Below are 20,211 nucleotides of genomic sequence, written 5' to 3' on the forward strand. Positions count from 1 at the left end.
ACGACCCGCGCCCCTCGCCGTCAGACGCCGACGTACTCCGCCAGGTGCTCCCCGGTCAGCCCGGCCCGCGCCGCGACCAGCTCGGCCGGTGTTCCCTCGAACACCACCCGCCCGCCGTCGTGCCCCGCGCCGGGTCCCAGGTCGATGATCCAGTCCGCATGCGCCATCACCGCCTGGTGGTGCTCGATCACGATCACGGTCCGCCCGGCGTCCACGAGCTGGTCGAGCAGCCCGAGGAGAGCCGCCACGTCGGCCAGGTGCAAGCCGCTGGTCGGCTCATCGAGCACGATCACGTCGCCCTTGTCGCCCATGTGCACGGCGAGCTTGAGCCGTTGGCGCTCGCCGCCGGACAGCGTGGTCAGCGGCTGGCCGATCGTCAGGTAGCCCAGACCCACGTCGGCGAGCCGGGTCAGCACCGCGTGCGCACCCGGCACCTTCGCCTCGCCCGAGGCGAAGAACTGCTCCGCCTCGGTGACCGGCATGGCGAGGACCTCGCTGATGTTCTTCCCGCCCAGCAGGTACCCGAGCACGCGCGCGTCGAAGCCGCGCCCTTCGCACTCCTCGCACGGGCTCTCGACCGTCTCCATGAAGCCGAGCTCTGTGACGATCACCCCGGCGCCCTTGCACACCGGGCACGCGCCCTCGGAGTTCGCGCTGAACAGCGCGGGCTTGACGCCGTTCGCCTTGGCGAACGCCTTGCGGATCGGCTCGAGCAGCCCGGTGTAGGTCGCGGGGCTCGACCGTCGCGACCCCCGGATCGCCGTCTGGTCGATGCTCACCACGCCGTCGAGCGGCGACACCGAGCCGTGGATCAGCGAGCTCTTGCCCGACCCGGCGACCCCCGTCACCACGACGAGCACGCCGGTCGGCACGTCCACGTCGACGCGGACCAGGTTGTGGGTGCTCGCCCCGCGCACCTCGATCACGCCGGTCCGCTCGCGCACGGTCTCCTTGAGCCGCGCCCGGTCGTCCAGGTGCCGCCCGGTCAACGTGCCCGACGCCCGCAGCCCCGCGAGCTCGCCCGCGTACACCACCTCGCCGCCGGCCGAGCCCGCGCCCGGCCCGAGGTCGACGACGTGGTCCGCGATCGCGATGGCCTCGGGCTTGTGCTCGACGACCAGCACCGTGTTGCCCTTGTCCCGCAGGCGGAGCAGCAAGGTGTTCATCCGCGCGATGTCGTGCGGGTGCAGGCCGATCGTCGGCTCGTCGAAGACGTAGGTGATGTCCGTGAGCGACGACCCGAGATGCCGGATCATCCTGGTCCGCTGCGCCTCGCCTCCCGACAGTGTGCCCGACGGCCGGTTCAGGCTCAGGTACCCGAGTCCGATCTCGACGAACGAGTCGAGCAGGTGCCCGAGGCTGCGCAGCAGCGGCGCCACGCTCGGCTCGGCGAGCCCGCGCACCCAGGCGGCCAGGTCGGTGATCTGCATCGCGCACGCGTCGGCGATCGAGACGCCCCTGATCCTCGACGACCGGGCGGGTGGCGCGAGCCGGGTCCCGTCGCACTCCGGGCAGGTCCGGAACACCACGGCGCGCTCGACGAATGCCCGGATGTGCGGCTGCATGCTCGCGACGTCCTTGGACAGCATCGACTTCTGGATCTTGGGCACCAGACCCTCGCAGGTGAGGTTGATGCTGTCCATCCGCACCTTGCGCGGCGCGCCGTACAGGAACTCCTCGCGCTGCTCGGGCGTGAAGTCGCGGACCGGCACGTCGCTGGGCACGACGGCGCCGAAGACGCGCACGGCCCAGCCGTCAGCCGTGTAGCCGGGCACCGTGATCGCGCCCTGGTCCAGCGACCGCGACTCGTCGACCAGCTGGTCGATCGCGATGTCCGAGACCGTGCCTGTGCCCTCGCACCGCGGGCACATCCCGCCCAGCACGGAGAACGCGCGGGTCTCGGTCTGCCCCGAGCCCTTGCCGCCCGTGGCCCCGTCCTCGCCGCCCGCCTTCCGCCCGGCCCGGCCGCCGCGCTGCACCGTGATCGTGCCGGTGGCCTGCACCGACGGGATATTGAAGGCGAACGCCTGCGGGGACCCGATGTGCGGGTCGCCCAGCCGGCTGAACAGGATCCGCAGCATCGCGTTCGCGTCGGTCGCGGTCCCGACGGTCGAGCGCACGTTGGCGCCCATCGGCTCCTGGCCCACGATGATCGCGGTGGTCAATCCCTCGAGCAGGTCGACGTCCGGCCGCGCGAGGGTGGGCATGAAGCCCTGCACGAACGCGGGGTAGGTCTCGTTGATCATCCGCTGCGACTCGGCGGCGATGGTGTCGAACACCAGGGAGCTCTTGCCCGAGCCGGAGACCCCGGTGAACACGGTCAGACGCCGTTTGGGGATCTCGACGTCGACGTCCTTGAGGTTGTTCTCGCGCGCACCTTCCACGTGGATCACGTCGTGGCTGTCGGCTGTCGCGGGCATCGGTCTCCCTCGGTCCAGGCCGGCCGGGCGACGCCCGGTGAGCGGATGTCGAACGACCGGGTCGACGGGCCGGTTCCCGTTGGCCCGACCGGGTGGTCAGCGAAGGCCGTACGTGAGGACGGCGTTCCCCGCGGACGTGGTCCGGCCCTCGAGCAGCCGGAAACGGGTCAGCGGCACCGACTCGTCGAACAGCCGGCGCCCCTCGGGCGTCGCCACCGGGTGCACCGTCAGGGTGAGGGCGTCGATCACCCCGGCAGCGAAGAGCGACCGGATGGTCTCCACGCCACCGACGACGCTGATCTCGCCGCCCTCCTGCGCGCGCAGGTCGAGGACGTACTGCACCGGGTCGCCGGCGACGAGCGTGCTGTTCCACCCCAGCTCACCGGAGAGCGTGCTCGAGATGACGTGCTTGCGGACCGGGTTGATGAAGGCGCCGAACGGGTCCTCCGCGCCGGGCCAGTACTGCGACCACTCGTGCCAGAGCTTGCGCCCGATCACCACGTCGGTGACCGGGGCGATCGCCGCGGTCATCATCGCGCCCTCCTCGGGCCCGAACGCGTCGAACTGGAACAGGTTGGGGTTCTCGACCACCCCGTTCACGGAGCAGAACAGATGGGCGGTGGTCCTGCGGCTGAGCTGGGTCATCGTCGGAGCGTATGCCGGGTGTCCGACACCTATCGCAGCTGCTGGATCCGGATCATGTTCCCGGCGGGGTCCCGCACCGCGCAGTCGCGCAGCCCGTAGGGCTGGTCGGTCGGCTCCTGCACGACCTCGACCCCGGCTGCCTCGATCGCCGCGAACGTGGTGTCCAGGTCGTGGCTGGCGAGGTTGATCGCGAAGTAGCTGCCCTTGGTGACCAGCTCGGTGAGGGTGGCACGCTCGTCGTCGGTCAGGCCGGGCGTGACGGCCGGCGGGGTCAGCACGATCGCGGTGTCGGGCTGGTCTGGCGGTCCGACGGTGATCCACCGCATCGTCCCCTGGCCCACATCGAGGCGGACCTCGAAGCCCAGGACATCGCGGTAGAAGGCCACGGAGGCGTCGGGGTCGGTGTGCGGCAGGAAGCTGGAGTGAATGGTCAGGTCCATGACCGTCACGGTAGGAGCGGTTCGCGCAGCACCGCTTCTCGATTCCTGACCGGTCGGGTGACCTGCTTGGTGACGCAGGTGGGCAGCCCGGCAGTGGCATCCGACGCCCGACGCCTGTACACGCTGGGCGGCATGCCCACCAGCTCGCTGAACCGGGTCGAGAAGGTGCCCAGCGACTGGCATCCCACCGCGAAGCAGACCTCGGTGACGCTCAGGTCCCCGCGTCGCAGCAGCGCCATCGCCCGCTCGATCCGCCGGGTCATGAGGTAGCTGTACGGGGACTCGCCGTACGCCCGCTTGAACTCGCGGCTCAGGTGACCGGCGGACAGGTGCACCTCGCGTGCCAGCGCCTCGACGTCCAGCGGCCGGGCGTAGTCCCGGTCGATCCGGTCCCGCACCCGCCGCAGGCGCGCCAGGTCGCGCAGCCGTTCGGCCCGGGCGCGGTCGGCGGTCGGCGCCCGGTCGGATGCGCCGCCCGCCCGGGCTCCCGCCCCACCCGCGGTCATACGCCGCTCTCGACCGGTAGGACGCCCCGCCGGACCGCACGGACCATCTCCGCGTGGTCCGCCTCGGTCTGGTCGGCGTAGCCGCGCGCGAACCGCGCCATGGCCCGGTCGACCTTGTCGGACCTGCCGAGATAGCCGGCGATCATCGAGGCGCCGCTGGTCCTGGCGTGCCCCTTGGCCAGCAGGTGGCCCACGATCCCCGCGTAGTCGGTCAGTGCCGCGGCGTCGATCGAGTCCAGCGCGACGGTGCCCTTCATGTTGCGGAACTGGCGCACGTAGTACTGGCGCCCGTCCACCGTGGTCCAGCCGAGCAGCGGGTCGGAGACGGTCTGGAGCGCCTGCTGGTACTCGACCACCCTCTGCCCCTGGTGCGCGTGCCAGGCGTTGTCGCCGTGCACGTACTTGGCGAGCACCGAGCGCCTGGCCTGCTTGAGCTGGAGGAACACGACGTCGTCCGGGCTGGAGCCCTCCAACAACGCCACGTAGGCCCGCAGCCCCACGGACCCGACTCCCACGACCTTGTGCGCGACGTCGAGCAGCGTGTAACCCCCGAGCACGCGCCGCCAGTGCGAGGCGAGCGTCTCGAGGTACTCGTCGAGAGCTTCTGCGATCTGCTCTGCGTCCGCTCCCTCGACGCGCCTGATCAGGGGCGGCTCCTCGACGATCCGGCGCTCGCCGTCGGTCTCCTGCGTGAAGCGCGGCAGCGCGCGGTCGCTGGTCCGGGTCCGGGCACGGGCGGCGGCCCGGTCGATCTCGGCGACGAGGGTGTCCTGCGTCGCGTGCGCGTGCAGCCGGTCCGCGTCGAGCCGTTCGAACGAGCGCAGCAGCAGCGGGAGGTCCGCCAGATGCCGGATCTCCTCGCGGTACGACCGCGCGCAGGAGAGCACGGCGCCGCGGCAGTCGTCCTCGCTCGCCCCGTTCTGCCGCCCGGCGACCCAGATGCTCGCGACCAGCCGGCGCAGGTCCCACTCCCAGGCACCCGGGTGGGCCTCGTCGAAGTCGTTGAGGTCGATGACGAGGTCTCGCTCGGGCGACGCGTAGAAGCCGAAGTTCCCCAGGTGCGAGTCCCCGCACACCACGGGGGTGATGCCGGTGGCGGGCAGGTGCGCCACGTCGTCGGCCATGACGATCGCCGTGCCGCGCAGGAAGCCGTACGGCGAGGCGACCATGCGGCCGACCCGCACCGGGATCAGCCGCTCGAGCCTGCCCTCGTGCGACTCCATGACCAGGGTGATCGGGTCGGGGCGGCCCACGGGTGGCTCCCACGCGCCGAGCGAGCCGCGCGGCACGGCCTGGCGCAGCCCGCGCCCGATCGCGTACCGCTCGGCGCGAGTCGTCGGCCGCCGGCGCAGCGAGGTGAACGATCGGCTGTCCGCGGTGGCAAGGACCACATGGCCTCGGGGCGTGAGGTCGGGCTGCATGCGTCACCTCGGTTCGTCGGCGATCCTGGCCCGACGGTATCGCCGCGACGCCGGCACCGCGGCCGCGGCCGGAACATCGGCGCGACCTGGCTGGTTGTGGTCGATCATGAGCGTCCTCTTCTCCCCGATGACCCTGCGCGGCACGACGACCCGCAACCGCGTGTGGGTGTCCCCGATGTGCCAGTACTCCTCGATCGACGGCCACCCGACCGACTGGCACCTGGTGCACCTCGGCTCGTTCGCGCGTGGTGGGGCGGGACTGGTGATGGCCGAGGCGACCGCGGTCAGCCCGGAAGGTCGGATCTCGCCCGAGGACGCGGGCATCTGGAACGACGCTCAGGCCGCTGACTACCGGCGGATCACCGACTTCATCCGATCGCAGGGCGCCGTGCCCGCGATCCAGCTCGCGCACGCGGGGCGCAAGGCCTCGACGCGCGCACCCTGGCGGGGCCGGGGCTACGTGCCCGTCGAGGAGGGTGGCTGGCGCACCGTCGGCGCCTCGGCCGTCGGGTACGCGGACTGGCCTGCCCCTCGCGAGCTGACCGCCGACGAGCTCGCCGCGTTCCCCCAGGTGTGGGCCGACGCGGCGCGTCGCTCGCTGGACGCGGGCTTCGAGGTGATCGAGGTGCACGCCGCGCACGGCTACCTGCTGCACCAGTTCCTGTCCCCGCTGACCAACCGGCGCACCGACGCCTGGGGCGGGGACCTGGCCGGTCGCAGCCGTCTGCTGCTGGACGTGGTCGACGCGGTGCGCGCCGCTCTGCCCGACGACGTTCCGCTGCTGGTCCGGCTCAGCGCCACGGACTGGGTCGACGGCGGCCTGAGCGTCGACGAGACGGCCCGGGTGGCGCGCATCCTCGCCGACCACGGCGTCGACCTCGTCGACGTGTCCAGCGGCGGCAACTCGCCCGCCCAGCAGATCGCCCCGAGCCCCGGCTACCAGGTGCCGTTCGCCACGCGGATCCGCGAGGAGTCGGGGTTGCCGGTGGCGGCGGTCGGGCTGATCACCGAGCCGCAGCAGGCCGAGGAGGTCGTCGCCACCGGTCGCGCCGACGCGGTGTTCCTGGCCCGCGAGCTGCTCCGTGATCCGAGCTTCGCGCAGCGCGCCGCGGCCGAGCTCGGCGCCGACGCCTACTGGCCGGACCAGTACCTGCGCGCCCGCCCGGGCGCCTGAGCGCGCGCCCACGGCGGCGACCTCTGGACAGCCCGCGCGCGACGGCCAGGGCCTCGCGCTCGTGGGATGCGCCGGAACGTCGGCCCCGTCCAGCACGCCGTGCCGGCCCGGGTGCAGGGGAGCGCGGAGTGACGACATGAGTCGGGTGTGAGCATCGGTCGTCGTGCGCATCGTCGGCGTGCAGCAGGCCTCGTGGCCCCTGCCGTCGCCCTCCTCGCGGTCGCAAGCCTGGCCGGCTGCGGGTCGGCCGAGGTCGCAGGCGTCGCCGGCGCAGCCCAGCAGTGGGCGGCTCGCGGCAGCGACACGTACTCCGTGACCGTCACCTCGAGCTGCGGGGAGCGCCTGCTCATCGGCACGTTCGACGTGCACGTGGTCGGCGGCGTCGTCACGTCGGTCGAGGGACTGGACGAACCGGGTCGACGGGCGGCCCAGGTCGCGACCGTGGGGGAGTACGTGCCCACCGTGACGAGCCTGCTCAGCCGGTTGGCGATCACCCATCGGGAGCACGCTCCCGAGGTCATGTTCGATCCGGCCACCGGGATGCCGACGCACGTCGTGCTCGACCCGTTGCCGGGCAGCCTCGACGACCAGGAGTGCTACGACTTCTCGGACTACTCGCCCGGCGCCGCGGCCGCCTCGTCCTGAGCCTCGACCGTGCGCGACGTGCCGCGGCGACGGGGCCTACGGGCCACGCCGAGGGCCGTGGCCACGACCACCGCGCCCACGGACGTCACCGTCGTCCACGGCGCGCCCAGGCCCCGGTTCGCGTCCACCAGCATGGCCGTGACGAGCTGCCCGCTGACCACGGCAAGCGTCAGTGAGAACGTCCCCAGGCGCCGCACGACCCACGCGGCAGCCACCACGATGCCGGCGCCGAGCGGCCCGCCCAGGTACAGGTACCACCGCTCCGGTCCTGGCACGACCACCCCGTCCAGCGCCCCCGCGGGGGTGGCCGCCGCGAGCGCCACCGTGAGCGCGAGCGTCCCGCCGACAGCGGAGGCGAGCCCGGCGATCGCCGGGTCGCCCGAGTCGCGGGTCACGGCCCCGTTGCCGGCGTTCTGCCCGGCCAGCGCGGCGCCGGAGAGGAAGAGCAGCACGCCGACCGTGACCGCCCCGCCCGTGCCGACGCCGACGTCGCCCGACCCGCTGCTCATGGCGAGCAGCAGGCCCCCGATCGCGGTGAGCGCGGCCAGCGCACGGCGCAGGTCCAGGGGTAGCCGCCCGGGTACCCCGACGCCCCGCGCGTCGAGGGCGAGTCCCGCCACGGTCTGCCCGGCCACGGAGGCCACCGACGCGACGGCGACCCCGACCAGCGGCACGCCGAACGCGGACGCCAGCACGATGGGCACGCCACACAGCCCGATCGCGAACCACCACCAGCGGCCGGAGTGTCGCAGCACGCGCGCGGTCCTCGCCGCCCGGCCGCGGAGCGCGACGAGGACGGCGATCGCGGTCACCGTCCCCACGTAGGAGAGCCAGCCCGCGACGAGGGTCCCCGCGCCCGCCACGGCGAGGTCGCCGTTGAGCCGGCTCTGCGCCGCGACCAGTGCGCCCACGCCCGTCGCGACCAGGACCGCCGGCGCGACGCTCGCTGTCCGGCCGGTCGTCACCCCGGGGATGCTATCCGTGTGCTCCGCGGGCCGCGGGGTTGAGAGCCGCACCGCCGGTCCGGGACGTTCCTCCCTCGACGTGACACCCGTGCGTGGCGACGCTGGTGCCACACGTCGGGAGGAACCATGACCGTCCTCGTCGCCTACGCCACCCGTCACGGTGCCACCGCGGGCATCGCCGAGCGGATCGCGAGCACCCTCACGGCGGCGGGCGTCCCGGCGGAGGCACACCCGGTGGACGAGGTCCGCGACGTGGCGACCTACGACGCCGTGGTGCTCGGCGCCGCCGCGTACCTGTACCACTGGCTCAAGCCGGCGACGACGTTCGCCAAGCGCCACCACACGGAGCTGACGGCGCGACCGGTCTGGCTGTTCTCCAGCGGCCCGACGGGCACGGACACCGTGGACGCCGACGGGAACGACCTGCTCGAGGCGGCCCGGCCGAAGGAGTTCCAGGACCTGCCCGGCGCCCTCGGGTCACGCGGTGAGCAGGTGTTCTTCGGGGCCTACGACAAGGACGCCCCGCCGATCGGCCTCGCGGAGAAGATGACGAAGCGACTCCCGGCCGGGGCCCGCGACGCCATCCCGTCCGGCGACTTCCGGGACTGGGACGCCATCGACGCGTGGGCGCGCCAGATCGCCGGTGAGCTGATCGCCGGGTAGGCCGCCCGACGGTTCGCGACCTCGGTCAGCGGTCGACCGGCTCGTAGCCGGCCGCCGCGAGGGTCTCGACGATCAGTGCCCTGCCGGCGTCGTTCGGGTGTGCGCCGTCCGGACCGATCACGCCCGCCTGCCGAGGGTCTGCCGTGTGGTCCGCGCCGTTGTAGGCGTCGTAGAGGGACACGGTCGGCACGCCCCAGGCGTCGGCGACCTGCCGGATGGAGTCGGACCACGTCTCCCACGCAGCGGTGCACTCGGTGTCGACGCCGAACTCTCGCCAGGCGGAGATCGTGGGCGCGTACATGTCCGTCGCGCGGACGATCGTCTGCTTGTCCTCGCGCAGGTCGAACACGACCTGGTAGATCGAGTCGAGGATCTGGCGGTACGGCGCGAAGTCCGCCTCGGTCGACGCGGTCGGTGCGGCGTGGTGGTACTGCGAGACGTCCAGGCACAGCCCCACGTCGAGAGTGTCGCTCGCGTCTCCCGGGTTGCCGTACACGACGACGATCTCGGCGTCGGCGATCTCCTGCCGCAGCACGGGCAGCGCCGTGGGGGTGTCGTCGATCCACGCCAGCACCTGGCCCGCGCCGAGGCCGCCGACGGCGTAGTCGTGCACCACCACCTCCACGCCGACGTCCTCGGTGATCCGTTGCGCCCACAGGTCGGCCACGCCGATCCCTCCGGAGTCGCTGAACCACACCAGGTCCCACGGCTCGTCCGTCGGCAGGGGTTCCGGCCCACTGCTGCAGCCGACGAGGATCGCTGCCGCACCGACGATCATCAGGGCTCGTCGCATCATGACGGTCTCCCTTCGCGCGAGCCTCACGGCCTTCGCGCCTCGGGTCGCCTCCATGGTTGCGCGCCGTCGTCGGCGGTGGTCAGGGCCGAATGTCCCCCGGCCGGGTGAGGGGCTGGTCAGCCGGAGCGCCCCTCGGACGTGGACGCGCCGTCGAAGCCTGGACGCGCCAGCCACGGCAGCATGGCGGCGAGCAGCAGGACCGGTGGGAGCACGGCCACGCGGGCGCCGAAGGCCTGGTAGGCGGCCGCGGCCCCGAACGCCGCGGCCAGGTAGGTGGCCACCACGACGACCTGCTGCGCCACGGAGGACGAGGGTCGCTCTGCTGCCTGCCGGCGACGCCCCCGCAGCAGCGAGCCCGCGCCGGCGCTCAGTGCGGTCCACGTCCCCGTGATGTACGTGGTGTTGACCGGGACGTCCAGGTGCCGCACCACGCCGCTCTGGGCCCCCATGGCCACTCCCGCGAGCGCGACGAGGCCGTAGCGCAGCGCGCCGGTCGGGCTCTCGCCCCCGGTCGTGAGCCACCAGGCTGACAGCACCGACATCAGCACCAGCTCGCCCGTGAGGACCTGGAGGACCGCACGACGGTGCCGCGCGACCGGGACTGCGGCACCGACCACCACCGCACCCGCCACGAACCCTGCCAGCGCCACGCCCGCCCGGGCGGCGGCCCCGAGGTCGCCGGTCGCGAGGCCGATGCCGAGCAGCACTGTGTTCCCGGTCATGTTCGCCGTGAACACCTTCCCCAGACCCACGTACGTCACGACGTCCACACAGCCGGCAACCACGGTGAAGCCGACGACGGCGAGCACCCGCTCGGTGGTGGAGCGCTCCGCGCCTCGTTCGGATCGCGGACTGGTGTCGGACATGGGGCATCGACCTGGTCGGGGGTGTGGCACGGCACCCGGTGGGGCATCCGCGACGTTACGCCGGTGCGCCTCCGACGGCCGCTCGAGGTGTCGCGTGCACCCAGGTCGGCGCCGCCTGCCTAGCGGTCGGTGTCGTCGGCGGGGCGGCCCGCGTAGATGCTGCGGTCCTGCGCTCGGCGGTTGCGCCCGTTGAGCCACGCGGGGCGCTGCACGCGCGGCAGGATCTTGACCGCTGCGAGCGTGGCGTACATGAGCGTGTTGAGGGCGACGAACGTGGCGAGGACCTGCACCGGGTCGGAGCGCAGGACCGACACGGGCAGCAGGGCCCCGGCGCTCACCAGACCCTCCGCGGCGATCATCGACCGCTCACCACCCGGGCGTCGTCGTCCGTGGCCGATGCGTGGGCCACGTGCTTCCAGGCCGCCGTCCTGCCGAGCAGGATGTCCAGGACGCCTCGCACGTACACGGCGTCGAGGAACATCGCGTAGGCCAGCTCGGGCAGCAGCAGCGCGGCGACGATCCGCGCCCGCCATCCCCCGTCCCACGCCGTGACCGTGCGCTCGAGGGAGAACAGTGCACCCATGCCCATCCAGAACGGGAACCAGACCCACGAGTCCACCGCGAGCACCGTCACGGCGATGAGCACGACGTACGTCGCGAGCGCGACCACTCCGTAGCCGATGCCGAGCTGCTGCGCCCAGTAGCGGAACGTCTTGGGGGTCAGTCCGTAGGCGGCCAGGTTCTCCAGAGCGCCCCGCTGCCAGCGCAGCCGCTGGTTCCACAGTGCCCGCCAGGTGGGCATCATCTCGGTGACCACGGAGCACTCACGCGGTGAGATCATCAGCGCACCGAGTGACTTCAGGGCGAGCGTGAGCTCGTTGTCCTCGGTCAACGCTGCCGTGTCGTAGACGTCACCGGGCACGCCGGGAAGGGACGACCCGCGCGCGTCGGCCACGGCGCGCAGCGCCCCGGGGCGGAACACGGATGCGGTGCCGGTGAGCACGAAGACGCGGCCACGCCGGCGGCGGATGTCTCGGCTGTAGCGGCGGTACTCGTTGCGTTGGAACTGCCCCAGCAGCCCGGCGCCCTGATCGCCGTAGAAGAGGCCGCCGATGGCCATCAGGGCACGGTCGGCGGTGAGGCGGGCGACGGCGGTCTCCAGGAAGCCGTCGTCGAGGCGGGTGTCGGCGTCCATCACCATCACGGCGTCGTTGTCGCCCTGCGTGGGAAGCAGGTCGCGCAGTGCCTGGTTGAGCGCGCCGGCCTTCTTGTGCGCGTTCGCGACGGTCTCGAGGACCTCGACTCCGGCCGCGCGGGCGACGTCCACGGTCCGGTCCGCGCAGTTGTCAGCGATCACGAGGATCCGCTCCGGCGGGCGGGACTGGCCGGTGAGCGACGCGATGGTGCCCGGCAGCGACGCCTCTTCGTCATGGGCAGGGATCAGCACGGTGACGGTCACGGGCCCCGCGAAGACGGCGGCGGTCCGGGCCATCACGAGCTTCGGAGCCAGCGGGTCGGTGCGGGTGTCGGTGGAGCGGCGGGACCGGTTGGAGATGCGCAGCTCGAGGGACGCCACCGCGGCCGCGAGGAGCACGGCGAGCGCGACCGCGGACGCTGCGACCTTGAGCGTGGGGACCTGGGTCGCGTAGAGGACGTGCCAGAGTCCGAAGAAGACCCCGTCGGTCGGTGCTGCGTCCACCCGGGGACCGATGGTGCCGGCTGCGACCACGAGCACCGCGGCGGCCACGGTCACCAGTGCGAAGATCACCAGACCGATGAGGCGGGCGAAGCTGCTCGTCGGTGACGCGCCGTCGTCGCGGCCGTCGTCCGGAGGGCCTGGGTGCGGCCGCGGCACGCCGCTCGCCGGAGGCCGCTGAGCGGGAACCACACCGACCGGTGCACCGGCGCGGAGGGTGACGCTGCGGGGAGCGGCCGTGCCGTCGGCATGGTCCGCGTTGTCGGAGTTCAGCTCGTGTCGCACCGGTCCGCCTCGAGGGAGATTCCTGAGGCCTATCGGCGTGCTGCGTCCGGGATTGAGCACCCTCCACCCGGTCGAGCGGGTGAGATTCGACCCGCCGGTCTCAGGACCCGCGCGGCACCGGCCCGGTTGCCCTCGGCGGGCGCCCGCAGAGCAATGGCGGGCCCGCGCGTCGCGGACCCGCCATCGCTACGGCTCAGAGCGCGCGGATGTTCGCAGCCTGCGGGCCCTTCTGGCCCTGCGTGGTGTCGAACTCGACCTTCTGGTTCTCCTCGAGCGAGCGGTACCCGTCGCCGGTGATCGCGGAGAAGTGGGCGAAGACGTCGGCGCCGCCGTCGTCGGGGGAGATGAAGCCGTAGCCCTTCTCAGCGTTGAACCACTTCACGGTGCCAGTAGCCATGGGGGTGCTCCTTCCAGAGCAGTCAACCGTCGGCGCCTGTCGCCGGCGGTCGTCACGATGATTCGTTCGTCTGCTCCGGCAAGGCCGGGCGGCCAGGCTCGGTGTCTTCAAACGCAAGAAGCACAGCAACGTAGAGCGGCAAGACTAGCCCATACGCGCGCGTCTTTCGCGCGCCGTGCGTTGCACCACTCACTCCTGAGGTGTGGAGTGGCCGCCGGCCCGACCTCGCCGCGTCAGGGTACGTTCGCGCCGCCGTTGACGTTGATGACCTCGCCCACCACGAAGCTGGACTCGGGCGAGGCGAGGAACACGTAGGCGGGTGCCTGCTCCACGGGTTGGCTCGTGCGGCCGAGCCAGGACGAGTCACCGAAGCCCTCCAGCTTCTCCGGGGGCTGCCCGTCGGAGACCTGCAGGGGGGTCCACACCGGCCCCGGCGCGACCGCGTTGACGCGGATGCCGCGCGGCGCGAGGTCCGCTGCCAGCGCCTTGGTGAAGCCGATGATCGCGAACTTGGTGGAGGCGTAGCTGATGATCATCGGCGACGGGTTGTAGCCCTGCACCGACGTGCTGTTGATGATCGTCGAGCCGGGTGGGAGGTGCGGCAGGGCGTCGCGCGTGATCCAGTTCATCGCGTACAGGTTGGTCCGGATGGTGCGGTCCAGGTCCGCCTCGTCCAGCTCGTCGAACGTCTGGTGGTACACCTGGTGCGCGGCGTTGTTGACGAGGATGTCCAGGCCGCCCAGACCTGCCACCGCATCGGCCACGAGCCTGCGGCAGAACTCCCGGTCCCGGATGTCGCCGGGCAGCAGCACGCAGGTGCGGCCCTCGGCCCGCACGTACCCGGCGATCGCGTCGGCGTCCACCTGCTCCTCGGGCAGGTAGGACAGTGCGACGTCCGCACCCTCCCGCGCGAACGCGATCGCCACGGCCGCGCCGATGCCTGAGTCGCCGCCCGTGATGAGCGCTTTGCGGCCGGGCAGTCGGCCCGTGCCCCGGTACGTCGTCTCGCCGTGGTCGGCCTGGGGGTCGAGCTCGGCGTCGAGCCCCGGCACGGGCTGCCAGGAGGCGTGCGGCGTGATGTGGGAGTGGCGCTCGACGGGGTTGTCGAACGTGAGCTGGTCGGACATGGCGATCTCCTCGCGATCGGCTCGACCCGTCGTGCGCCGGCGCCCTCGGAGCGCGCCGGGCGGGTCCGCCGACGATAGTGGAGAACGTTTTCGACGCGCATCCGGAGGGTCCACGCCGTGCGCTGGTCGCGGGCGAGGGCGGAGGCGGGGCGGCTCGCTCGTCGTGCGCACGTCCGCCTTGCCTGGGAGAAATGTGCTCGACGCCTGTCGGATCGGCGTCTGACCGTTCGTCGTAGGGGTGACAGGCGGCCTCCAGGGCCGTGGGACAAGGGAGTCAGACGTGGCGCGATACCTGATCTCGTTCGACCGCGGGTGGATGAGGTTCCCGGAGGCGGACCTGCCCGACGTGGCCAGGGACGCTCACGCGGTGGCCCAGGAGGCCATCGACGCCGGGGTGCTCGTGTTCACCGGTGGGATCGGCGACGACGACCCGACGCAGGTCGTCGGCACCGACGGCGCCGTCACCGACGGCCCGTGGCCCGAGACCAAGGAGCTGGTCGGCGGCTTCATGGTGGTCGACGTCCCCACCCGGGACGACGCCGTGGCCTGGGCCGCCAAGATCGCCGTCGCCTGCCGTTGCGCGCAGGAGGTTCGCGCCTTCCTGCCCGACCCCTTCGTCGACGAGTTCCTCGCGCGCTGAGCAGCCAGCGCCACCCGAAGGAGATGGTGAGATGCCCAAGTACCTGCTGTCCGTCTACGGACCGGCCGAGCGCAACCAGTTCGGCGACTACCCCGACAAGGAGTCCATGCTCCAGGCGTTCGCGGACACCGGGGCCTTCAACGACACGCTCGTCGCGGAGGGCTACTTCGTGTTCGCCGACGGCCTGGAGCAGGCCACCACCGCCACGGTCGTCGACGGTCAGGGCGACGAGCCCGTGATCACCGACGGGCCCTACCTGGAGGCCAAGGAGCACCTCGGCGGCTTCTGGGTCATCGAGGCGCCGGACCTGGACGTCGCACTGCGGCTGGCCGCCGAGGGCTCGAAGGCCTGCCGTGGCAAGGTCGAGGTCCGGCCGTTCCAGACCGCGGAGTCGATCACGGCGATGCTCGAGGCGTGAGCGAGCCCGTCGCCGAGGCCATCACGCGCGTCCACCGCCAGGAGTGGGCGCGGGTGGTGGCCGCGCTGACCAGGAGGTTCGGCCTCGACACCGCCGAGGACGCCGCTGCCGAGGCGTTCATGATCGCCGTCGAGCGCTGGCCGCGCGACGGCGTGCCGCCGAACCCCGGTGCGTGGCTGACCACGACGGCGAGCCGCAAGGCCATCGACCGGATCCGCCGCGAGTCGCACCGCGACGCCAAGCACCGGGAGGCACAGGTGCTGCTCGACGGCGATGCGCCCGGACCCCGGGGGTTGTCGAGGACGATCGGCTCCGGCTGATCTTCATGTGCTGCCACCCGGCGCTGGCGCCGGAGGCCCGGGTCGCCCTCACGCTGCGGATGGTGGGCGGCCTCACGGTGCCGGAGATCGCGCGGGCCTTCCTGGTGCAGGAGGCCACGATGGGGCAGCGGATCACGCGGGCGAAGGCGAAGATCAGGGCCGCCCACGTGCCGTACCGCGTGCCCGAGGCCGCGGACCTGGCCGCGCGGCTCGACGGCGTGCTCGCCGTGCTGTTCCTGGTGTTCAACGAGGGCTACCTCGCCACCGGGCCTCGGACGGATCCGGTCCGGGCCGACCTCACCGCGGAGGCGATCCGCCTCACCCGACTGCTGCGCGAGCTGGTCACGGGTGACGGGTGCGGGGAGGTGACCGGCCTGCTCGCGCTCATGCTGCTGACCGAGGCGCGGCGCCCCGCGCGCGTCTCGGACTCCGGCGAGCTGGTCACCCTGGGCGAGCAGGTCCGCAGCCTGTGGGACCGCGACCTCATCACGGAGGGTCGCCGCCTGGTCCGTGAGCGGATCGCCGCCGTGGCCGCCGGCGCTCCGCCGCCCGGCCGCTACCAGCTGCTCGCCGCGATCAATGCGGTGCACACCGACGCGCACGACGCGCGGGACACCGACTGGTCGCAGGTCGTCGCGCTGTACGACCGGCTGGTGCGGCTCGACCCGTCACCGGTGGTCGCGCTGAACCGGGCCGTCGCGGTGGCAGAGGTCGACGGGCCGGACGTCGCTCTCGCCCTGGTCGACGTGCTGCCCCTCGAGCGTTACCACGCCTTCCACGCGACCCGGGCGGAGCTGCTGCGGCGCCTCGGACGCGCCGACGACGCGCGCGAGGCGTACGAGCGGGCCATCGCGCTCGCGGGCAACACCGCCGAGGTGGCCTACCTGACCCGGCGCAGGGGCCAGCTCGGTGCCTCCGACAACTCCTGATCGTTCGCCGAGGTCGGTTCCCGCCATGCGGGCCGCACCCGCCCTGGCCCGTGCGGGTCTGCGCTCGTCGCGCGTTCCGAAGGCAGGTACTGTCAGACACCTGCCGATGTGCTGCCCGGTGCGTCGCCCCTACAGAGCGGACCGCCATGGCCATCGCTGCCCCCATCCCTCCCTCGTCACCGCGCGAACGTCAGGTCAGCGCCTACATGGCGTTGGGCACGCGCGTGCGGGCGGCTGGTCTGATGCGCAGGCGGCACGGGTACTACTGGGCCACGTTCTTGCTGCTCACGGGCCTGTTGGCGGGCCTGGTCGCCGCCGTGGTGCTGCTCGGGCACAGCTGGTGGCAGCTCGCCGTGGCCGCCGGTCTCGCCGTGGTGCTGGGACAGGTGATGTTCCTCGGGCACGACGCCGCGCACCGGCAGATCTTCGCCTCCGGACGATGGAACGACTGGGCGAGCCTGGTGATCGCCAACCTCTACGCCGGGATGAGCTACGGCTGGTGGCAGCACAAGCACTCACGGCACCACGCCAAGCCGAACCAGGTGGGCGCCGACCCGGACATCGACGCCGACACCATCCTCTTCCACACCGCCGACCTGCAGGCGCCTCGCACGGGGTGGCGGGCTGCGCTCACACGGCGGCAGGGCTGGTTGTTCTTCCCGCTGCTGCTGCTCGAGGGGTTGAACCTGCACGTGTCCGGGGTCAAGACGATCTTCGGGCGCGGCCCGGTCAAGCGGCGCACGGTGGAGATCGTGTTCGTCACCGCCCGGCTGGTCGGATACCTCGCGCTGGTGTTCTGGTTCATGCCGGTGGGGCTGGCCTTCGCGTTCCTCGGCGTCCAGCTCGGGCTGTTCGGCCTGTACATGGGTGCGGTGTTCGCCCCTAACCACAAGGGCATGCCGATCGTGCCGAAGGACAGCAGGATCGACTTCTTCTCCCGCCAGGTCCTCATGAGCCGCAGCATCACGGGTGGGCGGCTGGTGGACTGGGCGATGGGCGGCCTCAACCACCAGGTCGAGCACCACCTGTTCCCGTCGATGCCCCGGCCGCACCTGCGCCGGGTCCGGCCCCTGGTGCGTCAGGCCTGCCTCGAACAGGGCGTGCCGTACACCGAGACGTCCCTCCTGCGCTCTTACGGGATCGTGGTGCGCTATCTCAACGAGGTCGGCCTCGCCGCGCGCGACCCGTTCCAGTGCCCGCTGACGGCGGAGCTGCGCTCGGCGCGCTGACGCGGGGACCCGCGAGGCGCTCGGGGGCGATCGGCGGGGTCGCATCAGCCAGGCGCGGCTCCCGTTCCGCGCTGGCGCGTCATGGTCGGCTCGTGCCCTGCAGGGGCCCCGTCTCTCCCCGTGATCAGTCGGTGGGGCTCAGTGCAGCGCGTGCGCGGTGAGGTAGGCAACGGCGCCGTCGACCGTGACCACCTGCGCGTAGTCCTGCTCGGGCACCTCGATCCCGGTCTCCTGGTACAACCCGATCGCGAGGTCGAGGATGTCCATCGAGTCGAGGTCGAACTGCTCGCGCAGGTCCTCGGACGGCTCGACGCGCTCCAGGTCGACCTCGGGTGCGACCTGGCCCAGCACCTTCAGCACCGTGGTCCGCAGCTCGGTGTCGTCCATGGTCTCTCCTCACAGGTCGTTCGGCCGTTGCAGCAGGTCGTCCAGCGCGGCAAGGAAGGTCGCGCCCCGGCGCCCGTCCGTGGCCCGGTGATCGGCCGCGAGCGTCACGGTGAGCACGGGTCGCACGGCGAGCATCCCGTCGACGGCCCACGGGCGCTCACGCACGCGACCGAAAGCGACCATCGCGAGCTGGGGTGGGTTGATCACCGGGTACGCCACGTCGACGCCCTGGTCGCCGAGGTTCGTCACGGTCGCCGTCGGGTCGGCGTACTCCGAGGACCGGACCTTGCCGGCTCGCACGCGGGCAACCAGGTCGTGCAGGGCGGCCATCATCTCGGGCAGCGCCAGCCGGTCGGCGTCGTGGACCGCCGGGGCCACGAGGCCGCCACCCCTCAGCGCGATCGCCACGCCGAGGTGCACGTGCTCGGCCGGCCGGTGCTCGCCGTCCACCCAGTGGCCGTTGAGCTCGGGGACGGCGCGCAGCGCCAGCGCGGTGGCCTTGAGCTGGAGCGCGGCGACCAGCACCCGCTCGGTCACCGGCACCGACGTGTTGTGCGCCTCGAGCCAGCGGGTCGCGTGCGCCATGTCGACGTCGGCTGCCAGGTAGTAGTGCGGGATCTCCCGCTTGGACCGGGCCATCGCCTCGGCGACGGCGTGCCGCATCGACGCCTGGCGGTCCGCCCCGCTGCGCGGCACGACCGGCGCGACCGGCGCGGGCTCGTCAACGACCGGTGCGGGCTCGGGTTCGACGGTCAGGGCAGGCCGGACCGGGTGTGCGGCGGTCTCGACGTCGCTGGTCGTCACGGCTCCGCCCGGACCGGTGCCGGTCACGGTGGCGAGATCCACCCCGAGCGCCGCTGCATGGCGACGGGCCAAGGGAGACGCCGCGACCCGAGCGGCGCCACGCACCAGCGGTACTGCTGCCGGCTTCGTCGCGGGCTTGGCGGCCGCCTCGGTGGTCGTCGCGCGTGTCCCGGGTCGGGTGCGGGTCGGCACCGCGCGACGACGCGGCTGCGCCGCCCCGACCCCCTCGGCGATGACTGCGAGCGGCGTGCCCACCGGCACGCGCTCGCCCTCGTGCACCAGCAGCTCGCTCACGGTGCCGGTGTCGAACGTCTCGACCTCGATGACCGACTTCTCGGTGTCCACCTCGGCGACCACCTGGCCGCGCTCGACGTGGTCACCCACGCCGACGAGCCAGCTGACCAGGGTCCCTTCGTCCATGTCCGCACCCAGTGACGGCATCCGGAACTCAGCCATGACCCATCAGCTCCCGCGTGGCGCGCACCACGTCGTGCACCTGCGGCACCGCCGCCTGCTCCAGGTGTCGGGCGTAGGGGATCGGCACCTCCGCCCCGCACACCCGCACGACCGGCGCGTCGAGCTCGTAGAAGGCGCCCTCGACGATCCGGGCGACCACCTCGGCGGACAGGCCACCGCTGCGCCAGCCCTCGTCGACCACCACCGCCCGGTGGGTGTGCCCCACCGAGGTGATGATCGTGGTGTCGTCCAGCGGACGCAGCGTGCGCAGGTCGACCACCTCGGCGGAGATCCCGTCCTGCGTGAGCTCCTCGGCGGCCTCCATCGCGCGCGGGAGGGACCCGCCGTAGGCGACGACCGTCACGTCGGAGCCCTCGCGGCGCACGGCCGCGTGGTCGATCTCGACCGGGCCCGCGTCGGCGGCCAGCTCCCCGGAGACGCCGTACAGCGCGCCGTTCTCGAAGATCAGCACCGGGTCGGGATCCTGCAGCGCGGTCCACAGCATCCCGCGGGCGTCGGCGAGCGTCGCGGGCGCGAGCACCCGGATGCCCGGGATGTGCGCATACCAGCCCTCGAGGCTGTGCGAGTGCTGGGCGGCGAGCTGGCGCCCTGCCCCGGTGGTCATCCGGATGACCAGGGGCACGTTGAGCTGACCGCCGGACATGTGCAGCATCGTCGCCGCGTTGTTCACGATCTGGTCGAGCGCGAGCAGGCTGAAGTTGACGGTCATCACCTCGACGATCGGGTGCATCCCACCCAGCGCGGCGCCGATGCCGGCCCCGGTGAACCCGGACTCCGAGAGCGGGGTGTCGCGCACCCGCTCGGGGCCGAACTCCTCCAGCAGGCCCCGGCTCACCCCGAAGCACCCGCCGTACCGGCCGACGTCCTCGCCCATGAGGAAGGCCGCCGGGTCCCGGTGCAGCGCGTCGCGCAGCGCCTCGCGGAACGCCTCGCGGAACGTCATCGTCACGGTGGGTGGCAC

Annotated in this window: 21 protein-coding genes and 1 pseudogene; 7 read left to right on the forward strand and 15 right to left on the reverse strand. The window is 72.5% G+C overall.

Going from position 1 to position 20,211, the window contains the following annotated elements; all coding sequences use genetic code 11:
* Window positions 1-20 precede the first annotated feature (20 nt).
* The 5 genes from Q6348_RS07435 to Q6348_RS07455 all read right to left on the reverse strand — a co-directional run bounded on the left by Q6348_RS07435 (window position 21) and on the right by Q6348_RS07455 (window position 5,432).
* Complete coding sequence (locus Q6348_RS07435) at window positions 21-2,420, reverse strand: ATP-binding cassette domain-containing protein (protein WP_304600667.1); 2,400 nt, start codon at window positions 2,418-2,420, stop codon at window positions 21-23.
* Window positions 2,421-2,516: 96 nt separating this feature from the next.
* Window positions 2,517-3,065 carry a dihydrofolate reductase family protein gene (locus Q6348_RS07440; RefSeq protein ID WP_304600668.1) on the reverse strand — a complete coding sequence of 183 codons (549 nt, stop codon included), beginning with the start codon at window positions 3,063-3,065 and terminating at the stop codon, window positions 2,517-2,519.
* A 29-nt stretch (window positions 3,066-3,094) separates the two neighbouring features.
* The gene (locus tag Q6348_RS07445; RefSeq protein WP_304600669.1) at window positions 3,095-3,505 is read right to left on the reverse strand and encodes a VOC family protein; all 411 of its coding nucleotides are present in this window, start codon (window positions 3,503-3,505) and stop codon (window positions 3,095-3,097) included.
* Window positions 3,506-3,510: 5 nt separating this feature from the next.
* Window positions 3,511-4,011 (reverse strand): helix-turn-helix transcriptional regulator, encoded by a 501-nt coding sequence (locus tag Q6348_RS07450; RefSeq protein WP_304600670.1) that lies wholly within the window; start codon window positions 4,009-4,011, stop codon window positions 3,511-3,513.
* Window positions 4,008-5,432 (reverse strand): DUF2252 domain-containing protein, encoded by a 1,425-nt coding sequence (locus Q6348_RS07455; RefSeq protein ID WP_304600671.1) that lies wholly within the window; start codon window positions 5,430-5,432, stop codon window positions 4,008-4,010. The genes Q6348_RS07450 and Q6348_RS07455 overlap by 4 nt, the downstream gene beginning before the upstream one ends.
* A gap of 106 nt (window positions 5,433-5,538) precedes the next feature.
* Here Q6348_RS07455 and Q6348_RS07460 point away from each other — a divergent pair, with 106 nt between their 5' ends.
* Both Q6348_RS07460 and Q6348_RS07465 read left to right on the forward strand, forming a co-directional pair.
* Window positions 5,539-6,606: an NADH:flavin oxidoreductase/NADH oxidase gene (locus Q6348_RS07460; protein WP_304600672.1), complete on the forward strand. Its 1,068-nt coding sequence runs from the start codon at window positions 5,539-5,541 to the stop codon at window positions 6,604-6,606.
* 192 nt (window positions 6,607-6,798) lie between these two features.
* Window positions 6,799-7,251, forward strand: a complete 453-nt coding sequence (locus Q6348_RS07465) for a DUF6174 domain-containing protein (protein WP_304600673.1) — start codon at window positions 6,799-6,801, stop codon at window positions 7,249-7,251.
* On the opposite strand, the gene Q6348_RS07470 is transcribed toward Q6348_RS07465, so the two are convergent.
* Entirely contained in the window at window positions 7,218-8,216 is a 999-nt protein-coding gene (locus Q6348_RS07470) for a DMT family transporter (protein WP_304600674.1), read from the reverse strand. The genes Q6348_RS07465 and Q6348_RS07470 overlap by 34 nt on opposite strands.
* A gap of 126 nt (window positions 8,217-8,342) precedes the next feature.
* Between Q6348_RS07470 and Q6348_RS07475 the strand changes: the two genes are divergently transcribed.
* Window positions 8,343-8,879, forward strand: coding sequence for a flavodoxin domain-containing protein (locus tag Q6348_RS07475; protein WP_304600675.1), 537 nt, complete (start codon window positions 8,343-8,345; stop codon window positions 8,877-8,879).
* A gap of 25 nt (window positions 8,880-8,904) precedes the next feature.
* On the opposite strand, the gene Q6348_RS07480 is transcribed toward Q6348_RS07475, so the two are convergent.
* The 6 genes from Q6348_RS07480 to Q6348_RS07505 form a co-directional block, all read right to left on the reverse strand.
* Window positions 8,905-9,675: an SGNH/GDSL hydrolase family protein gene (locus Q6348_RS07480; RefSeq protein WP_304600676.1), complete on the reverse strand. Its 771-nt coding sequence runs from the start codon at window positions 9,673-9,675 to the stop codon at window positions 8,905-8,907.
* A gap of 116 nt (window positions 9,676-9,791) precedes the next feature.
* Window positions 9,792-10,541 carry a YoaK family protein gene (locus Q6348_RS07485; protein ID WP_304600677.1) on the reverse strand — a complete coding sequence of 250 codons (750 nt, stop codon included), beginning with the start codon at window positions 10,539-10,541 and terminating at the stop codon, window positions 9,792-9,794.
* Window positions 10,542-10,660: 119 nt separating this feature from the next.
* Entirely contained in the window at window positions 10,661-10,900 is a 240-nt protein-coding gene (locus Q6348_RS07490; RefSeq protein ID WP_304600678.1) for a hypothetical protein, read from the reverse strand.
* Window positions 10,897-12,522 (reverse strand): glycosyltransferase family 2 protein, encoded by a 1,626-nt coding sequence (locus Q6348_RS07495; RefSeq protein WP_304600679.1) that lies wholly within the window; start codon window positions 12,520-12,522, stop codon window positions 10,897-10,899. The genes Q6348_RS07490 and Q6348_RS07495 overlap by 4 nt, the downstream gene beginning before the upstream one ends.
* A 193-nt stretch (window positions 12,523-12,715) precedes the next feature.
* Window positions 12,716-12,919 carry a transcription antiterminator/RNA stability regulator CspE gene (cspE, locus tag Q6348_RS07500; RefSeq protein ID WP_304600680.1) on the reverse strand — a complete coding sequence of 68 codons (204 nt, stop codon included), beginning with the start codon at window positions 12,917-12,919 and terminating at the stop codon, window positions 12,716-12,718.
* 233 nt (window positions 12,920-13,152) lie between these two features.
* The gene (locus tag Q6348_RS07505; RefSeq protein ID WP_304600681.1) at window positions 13,153-14,046 is read right to left on the reverse strand and encodes an SDR family oxidoreductase; all 894 of its coding nucleotides are present in this window, start codon (window positions 14,044-14,046) and stop codon (window positions 13,153-13,155) included.
* Between the two features lie 280 nt (window positions 14,047-14,326).
* Here Q6348_RS07505 and Q6348_RS07510 point away from each other — a divergent pair, with 280 nt between their 5' ends.
* From Q6348_RS07510 to Q6348_RS07525, 4 genes and pseudogenes are all read left to right on the forward strand, one after another.
* Window positions 14,327-14,686 carry a YciI family protein gene (locus Q6348_RS07510; RefSeq protein WP_304600682.1) on the forward strand — a complete coding sequence of 120 codons (360 nt, stop codon included), beginning with the start codon at window positions 14,327-14,329 and terminating at the stop codon, window positions 14,684-14,686.
* A 31-nt stretch (window positions 14,687-14,717) separates the two neighbouring features.
* Window positions 14,718-15,104: a YciI family protein gene (locus Q6348_RS07515; RefSeq protein ID WP_304600683.1), complete on the forward strand. Its 387-nt coding sequence runs from the start codon at window positions 14,718-14,720 to the stop codon at window positions 15,102-15,104.
* A pseudogene (locus Q6348_RS07520) lies at window positions 15,101-16,353 on the forward strand (RNA polymerase sigma factor). The gene Q6348_RS07515 and the pseudogene Q6348_RS07520 overlap by 4 nt, the downstream one beginning before the upstream one ends.
* Window positions 16,354-16,499: 146 nt before the next feature.
* Window positions 16,500-17,582: a fatty acid desaturase family protein gene (locus Q6348_RS07525; protein ID WP_304600684.1), complete on the forward strand. Its 1,083-nt coding sequence runs from the start codon at window positions 16,500-16,502 to the stop codon at window positions 17,580-17,582.
* A gap of 138 nt (window positions 17,583-17,720) precedes the next feature.
* Here Q6348_RS07525 and Q6348_RS07530 read toward each other — a convergent pair whose 3' ends face one another.
* The 3 genes from Q6348_RS07530 to Q6348_RS07540 are packed head-to-tail and all read right to left on the reverse strand — an operon-like array spanning window position 17,721 to window position 20,199.
* Window positions 17,721-17,969, reverse strand: a complete 249-nt coding sequence (locus Q6348_RS07530) for an acyl carrier protein (protein ID WP_304600685.1) — start codon at window positions 17,967-17,969, stop codon at window positions 17,721-17,723.
* Window positions 17,970-17,978: 9 nt separating this feature from the next.
* A complete protein-coding gene (locus tag Q6348_RS07535; RefSeq protein ID WP_304600686.1) occupies window positions 17,979-19,229 on the reverse strand; it encodes a dihydrolipoamide acetyltransferase family protein in 1,251 nt (416 codons plus the stop codon).
* Window positions 19,222-20,199: an alpha-ketoacid dehydrogenase subunit beta gene (locus Q6348_RS07540; RefSeq protein WP_304601937.1), complete on the reverse strand. Its 978-nt coding sequence runs from the start codon at window positions 20,197-20,199 to the stop codon at window positions 19,222-19,224. Before Q6348_RS07540 ends, Q6348_RS07535 begins: the two co-directional genes overlap by 8 nt.
* Between the last annotated feature and the right edge of the window lie 12 nt (window positions 20,200-20,211).

Origin of the sequence: Actinotalea lenta, assembly GCF_030586465.1 — a bacterium.
Taxonomy (GTDB): Bacteria; Actinomycetota; Actinomycetes; order Actinomycetales; family Cellulomonadaceae; genus Actinotalea; species Actinotalea lenta.

Coding starts and splice junctions, on each gene's coding strand:
- Q6348_RS07435 (WP_304600667.1), bottom strand. CDS start 2,420: ATGCCCGCGACAGCCGACAGCCACGACGTGATCCACGTGGAAGGTGCG.
- Q6348_RS07440 (WP_304600668.1), bottom strand. CDS start 3,065: ATGACCCAGCTCAGCCGCAGGACCACCGCCCATCTGTTCTGCTCCGTG.
- Q6348_RS07445 (WP_304600669.1), bottom strand. CDS start 3,505: ATGGACCTGACCATTCACTCCAGCTTCCTGCCGCACACCGACCCCGAC.
- Q6348_RS07450 (WP_304600670.1), bottom strand. CDS start 4,011: ATGACCGCGGGTGGGGCGGGAGCCCGGGCGGGCGGCGCATCCGACCGG.
- Q6348_RS07455 (WP_304600671.1), bottom strand. CDS start 5,432: ATGCAGCCCGACCTCACGCCCCGAGGCCATGTGGTCCTTGCCACCGCG.
- Q6348_RS07460 (WP_304600672.1), top strand. CDS start 5,539: ATGAGCGTCCTCTTCTCCCCGATGACCCTGCGCGGCACGACGACCCGC.
- Q6348_RS07475 (WP_304600675.1), top strand. CDS start 8,343: ATGACCGTCCTCGTCGCCTACGCCACCCGTCACGGTGCCACCGCGGGC.
- Q6348_RS07480 (WP_304600676.1), bottom strand. CDS start 9,675: ATGATGCGACGAGCCCTGATGATCGTCGGTGCGGCAGCGATCCTCGTC.
- Q6348_RS07485 (WP_304600677.1), bottom strand. CDS start 10,541: ATGTCCGACACCAGTCCGCGATCCGAACGAGGCGCGGAGCGCTCCACC.
- Q6348_RS07490 (WP_304600678.1), bottom strand. CDS start 10,900: ATGATCGCCGCGGAGGGTCTGGTGAGCGCCGGGGCCCTGCTGCCCGTG.
- cspE (WP_304600680.1), bottom strand. CDS start 12,919: ATGGCTACTGGCACCGTGAAGTGGTTCAACGCTGAGAAGGGCTACGGC.
- Q6348_RS07505 (WP_304600681.1), bottom strand. CDS start 14,046: ATGTCCGACCAGCTCACGTTCGACAACCCCGTCGAGCGCCACTCCCAC.
- Q6348_RS07515 (WP_304600683.1), top strand. CDS start 14,718: ATGCCCAAGTACCTGCTGTCCGTCTACGGACCGGCCGAGCGCAACCAG.
- Q6348_RS07525 (WP_304600684.1), top strand. CDS start 16,500: ATGGCCATCGCTGCCCCCATCCCTCCCTCGTCACCGCGCGAACGTCAG.
- Q6348_RS07530 (WP_304600685.1), bottom strand. CDS start 17,969: ATGGACGACACCGAGCTGCGGACCACGGTGCTGAAGGTGCTGGGCCAG.
- Q6348_RS07535 (WP_304600686.1), bottom strand. CDS start 19,229: ATGGCTGAGTTCCGGATGCCGTCACTGGGTGCGGACATGGACGAAGGG.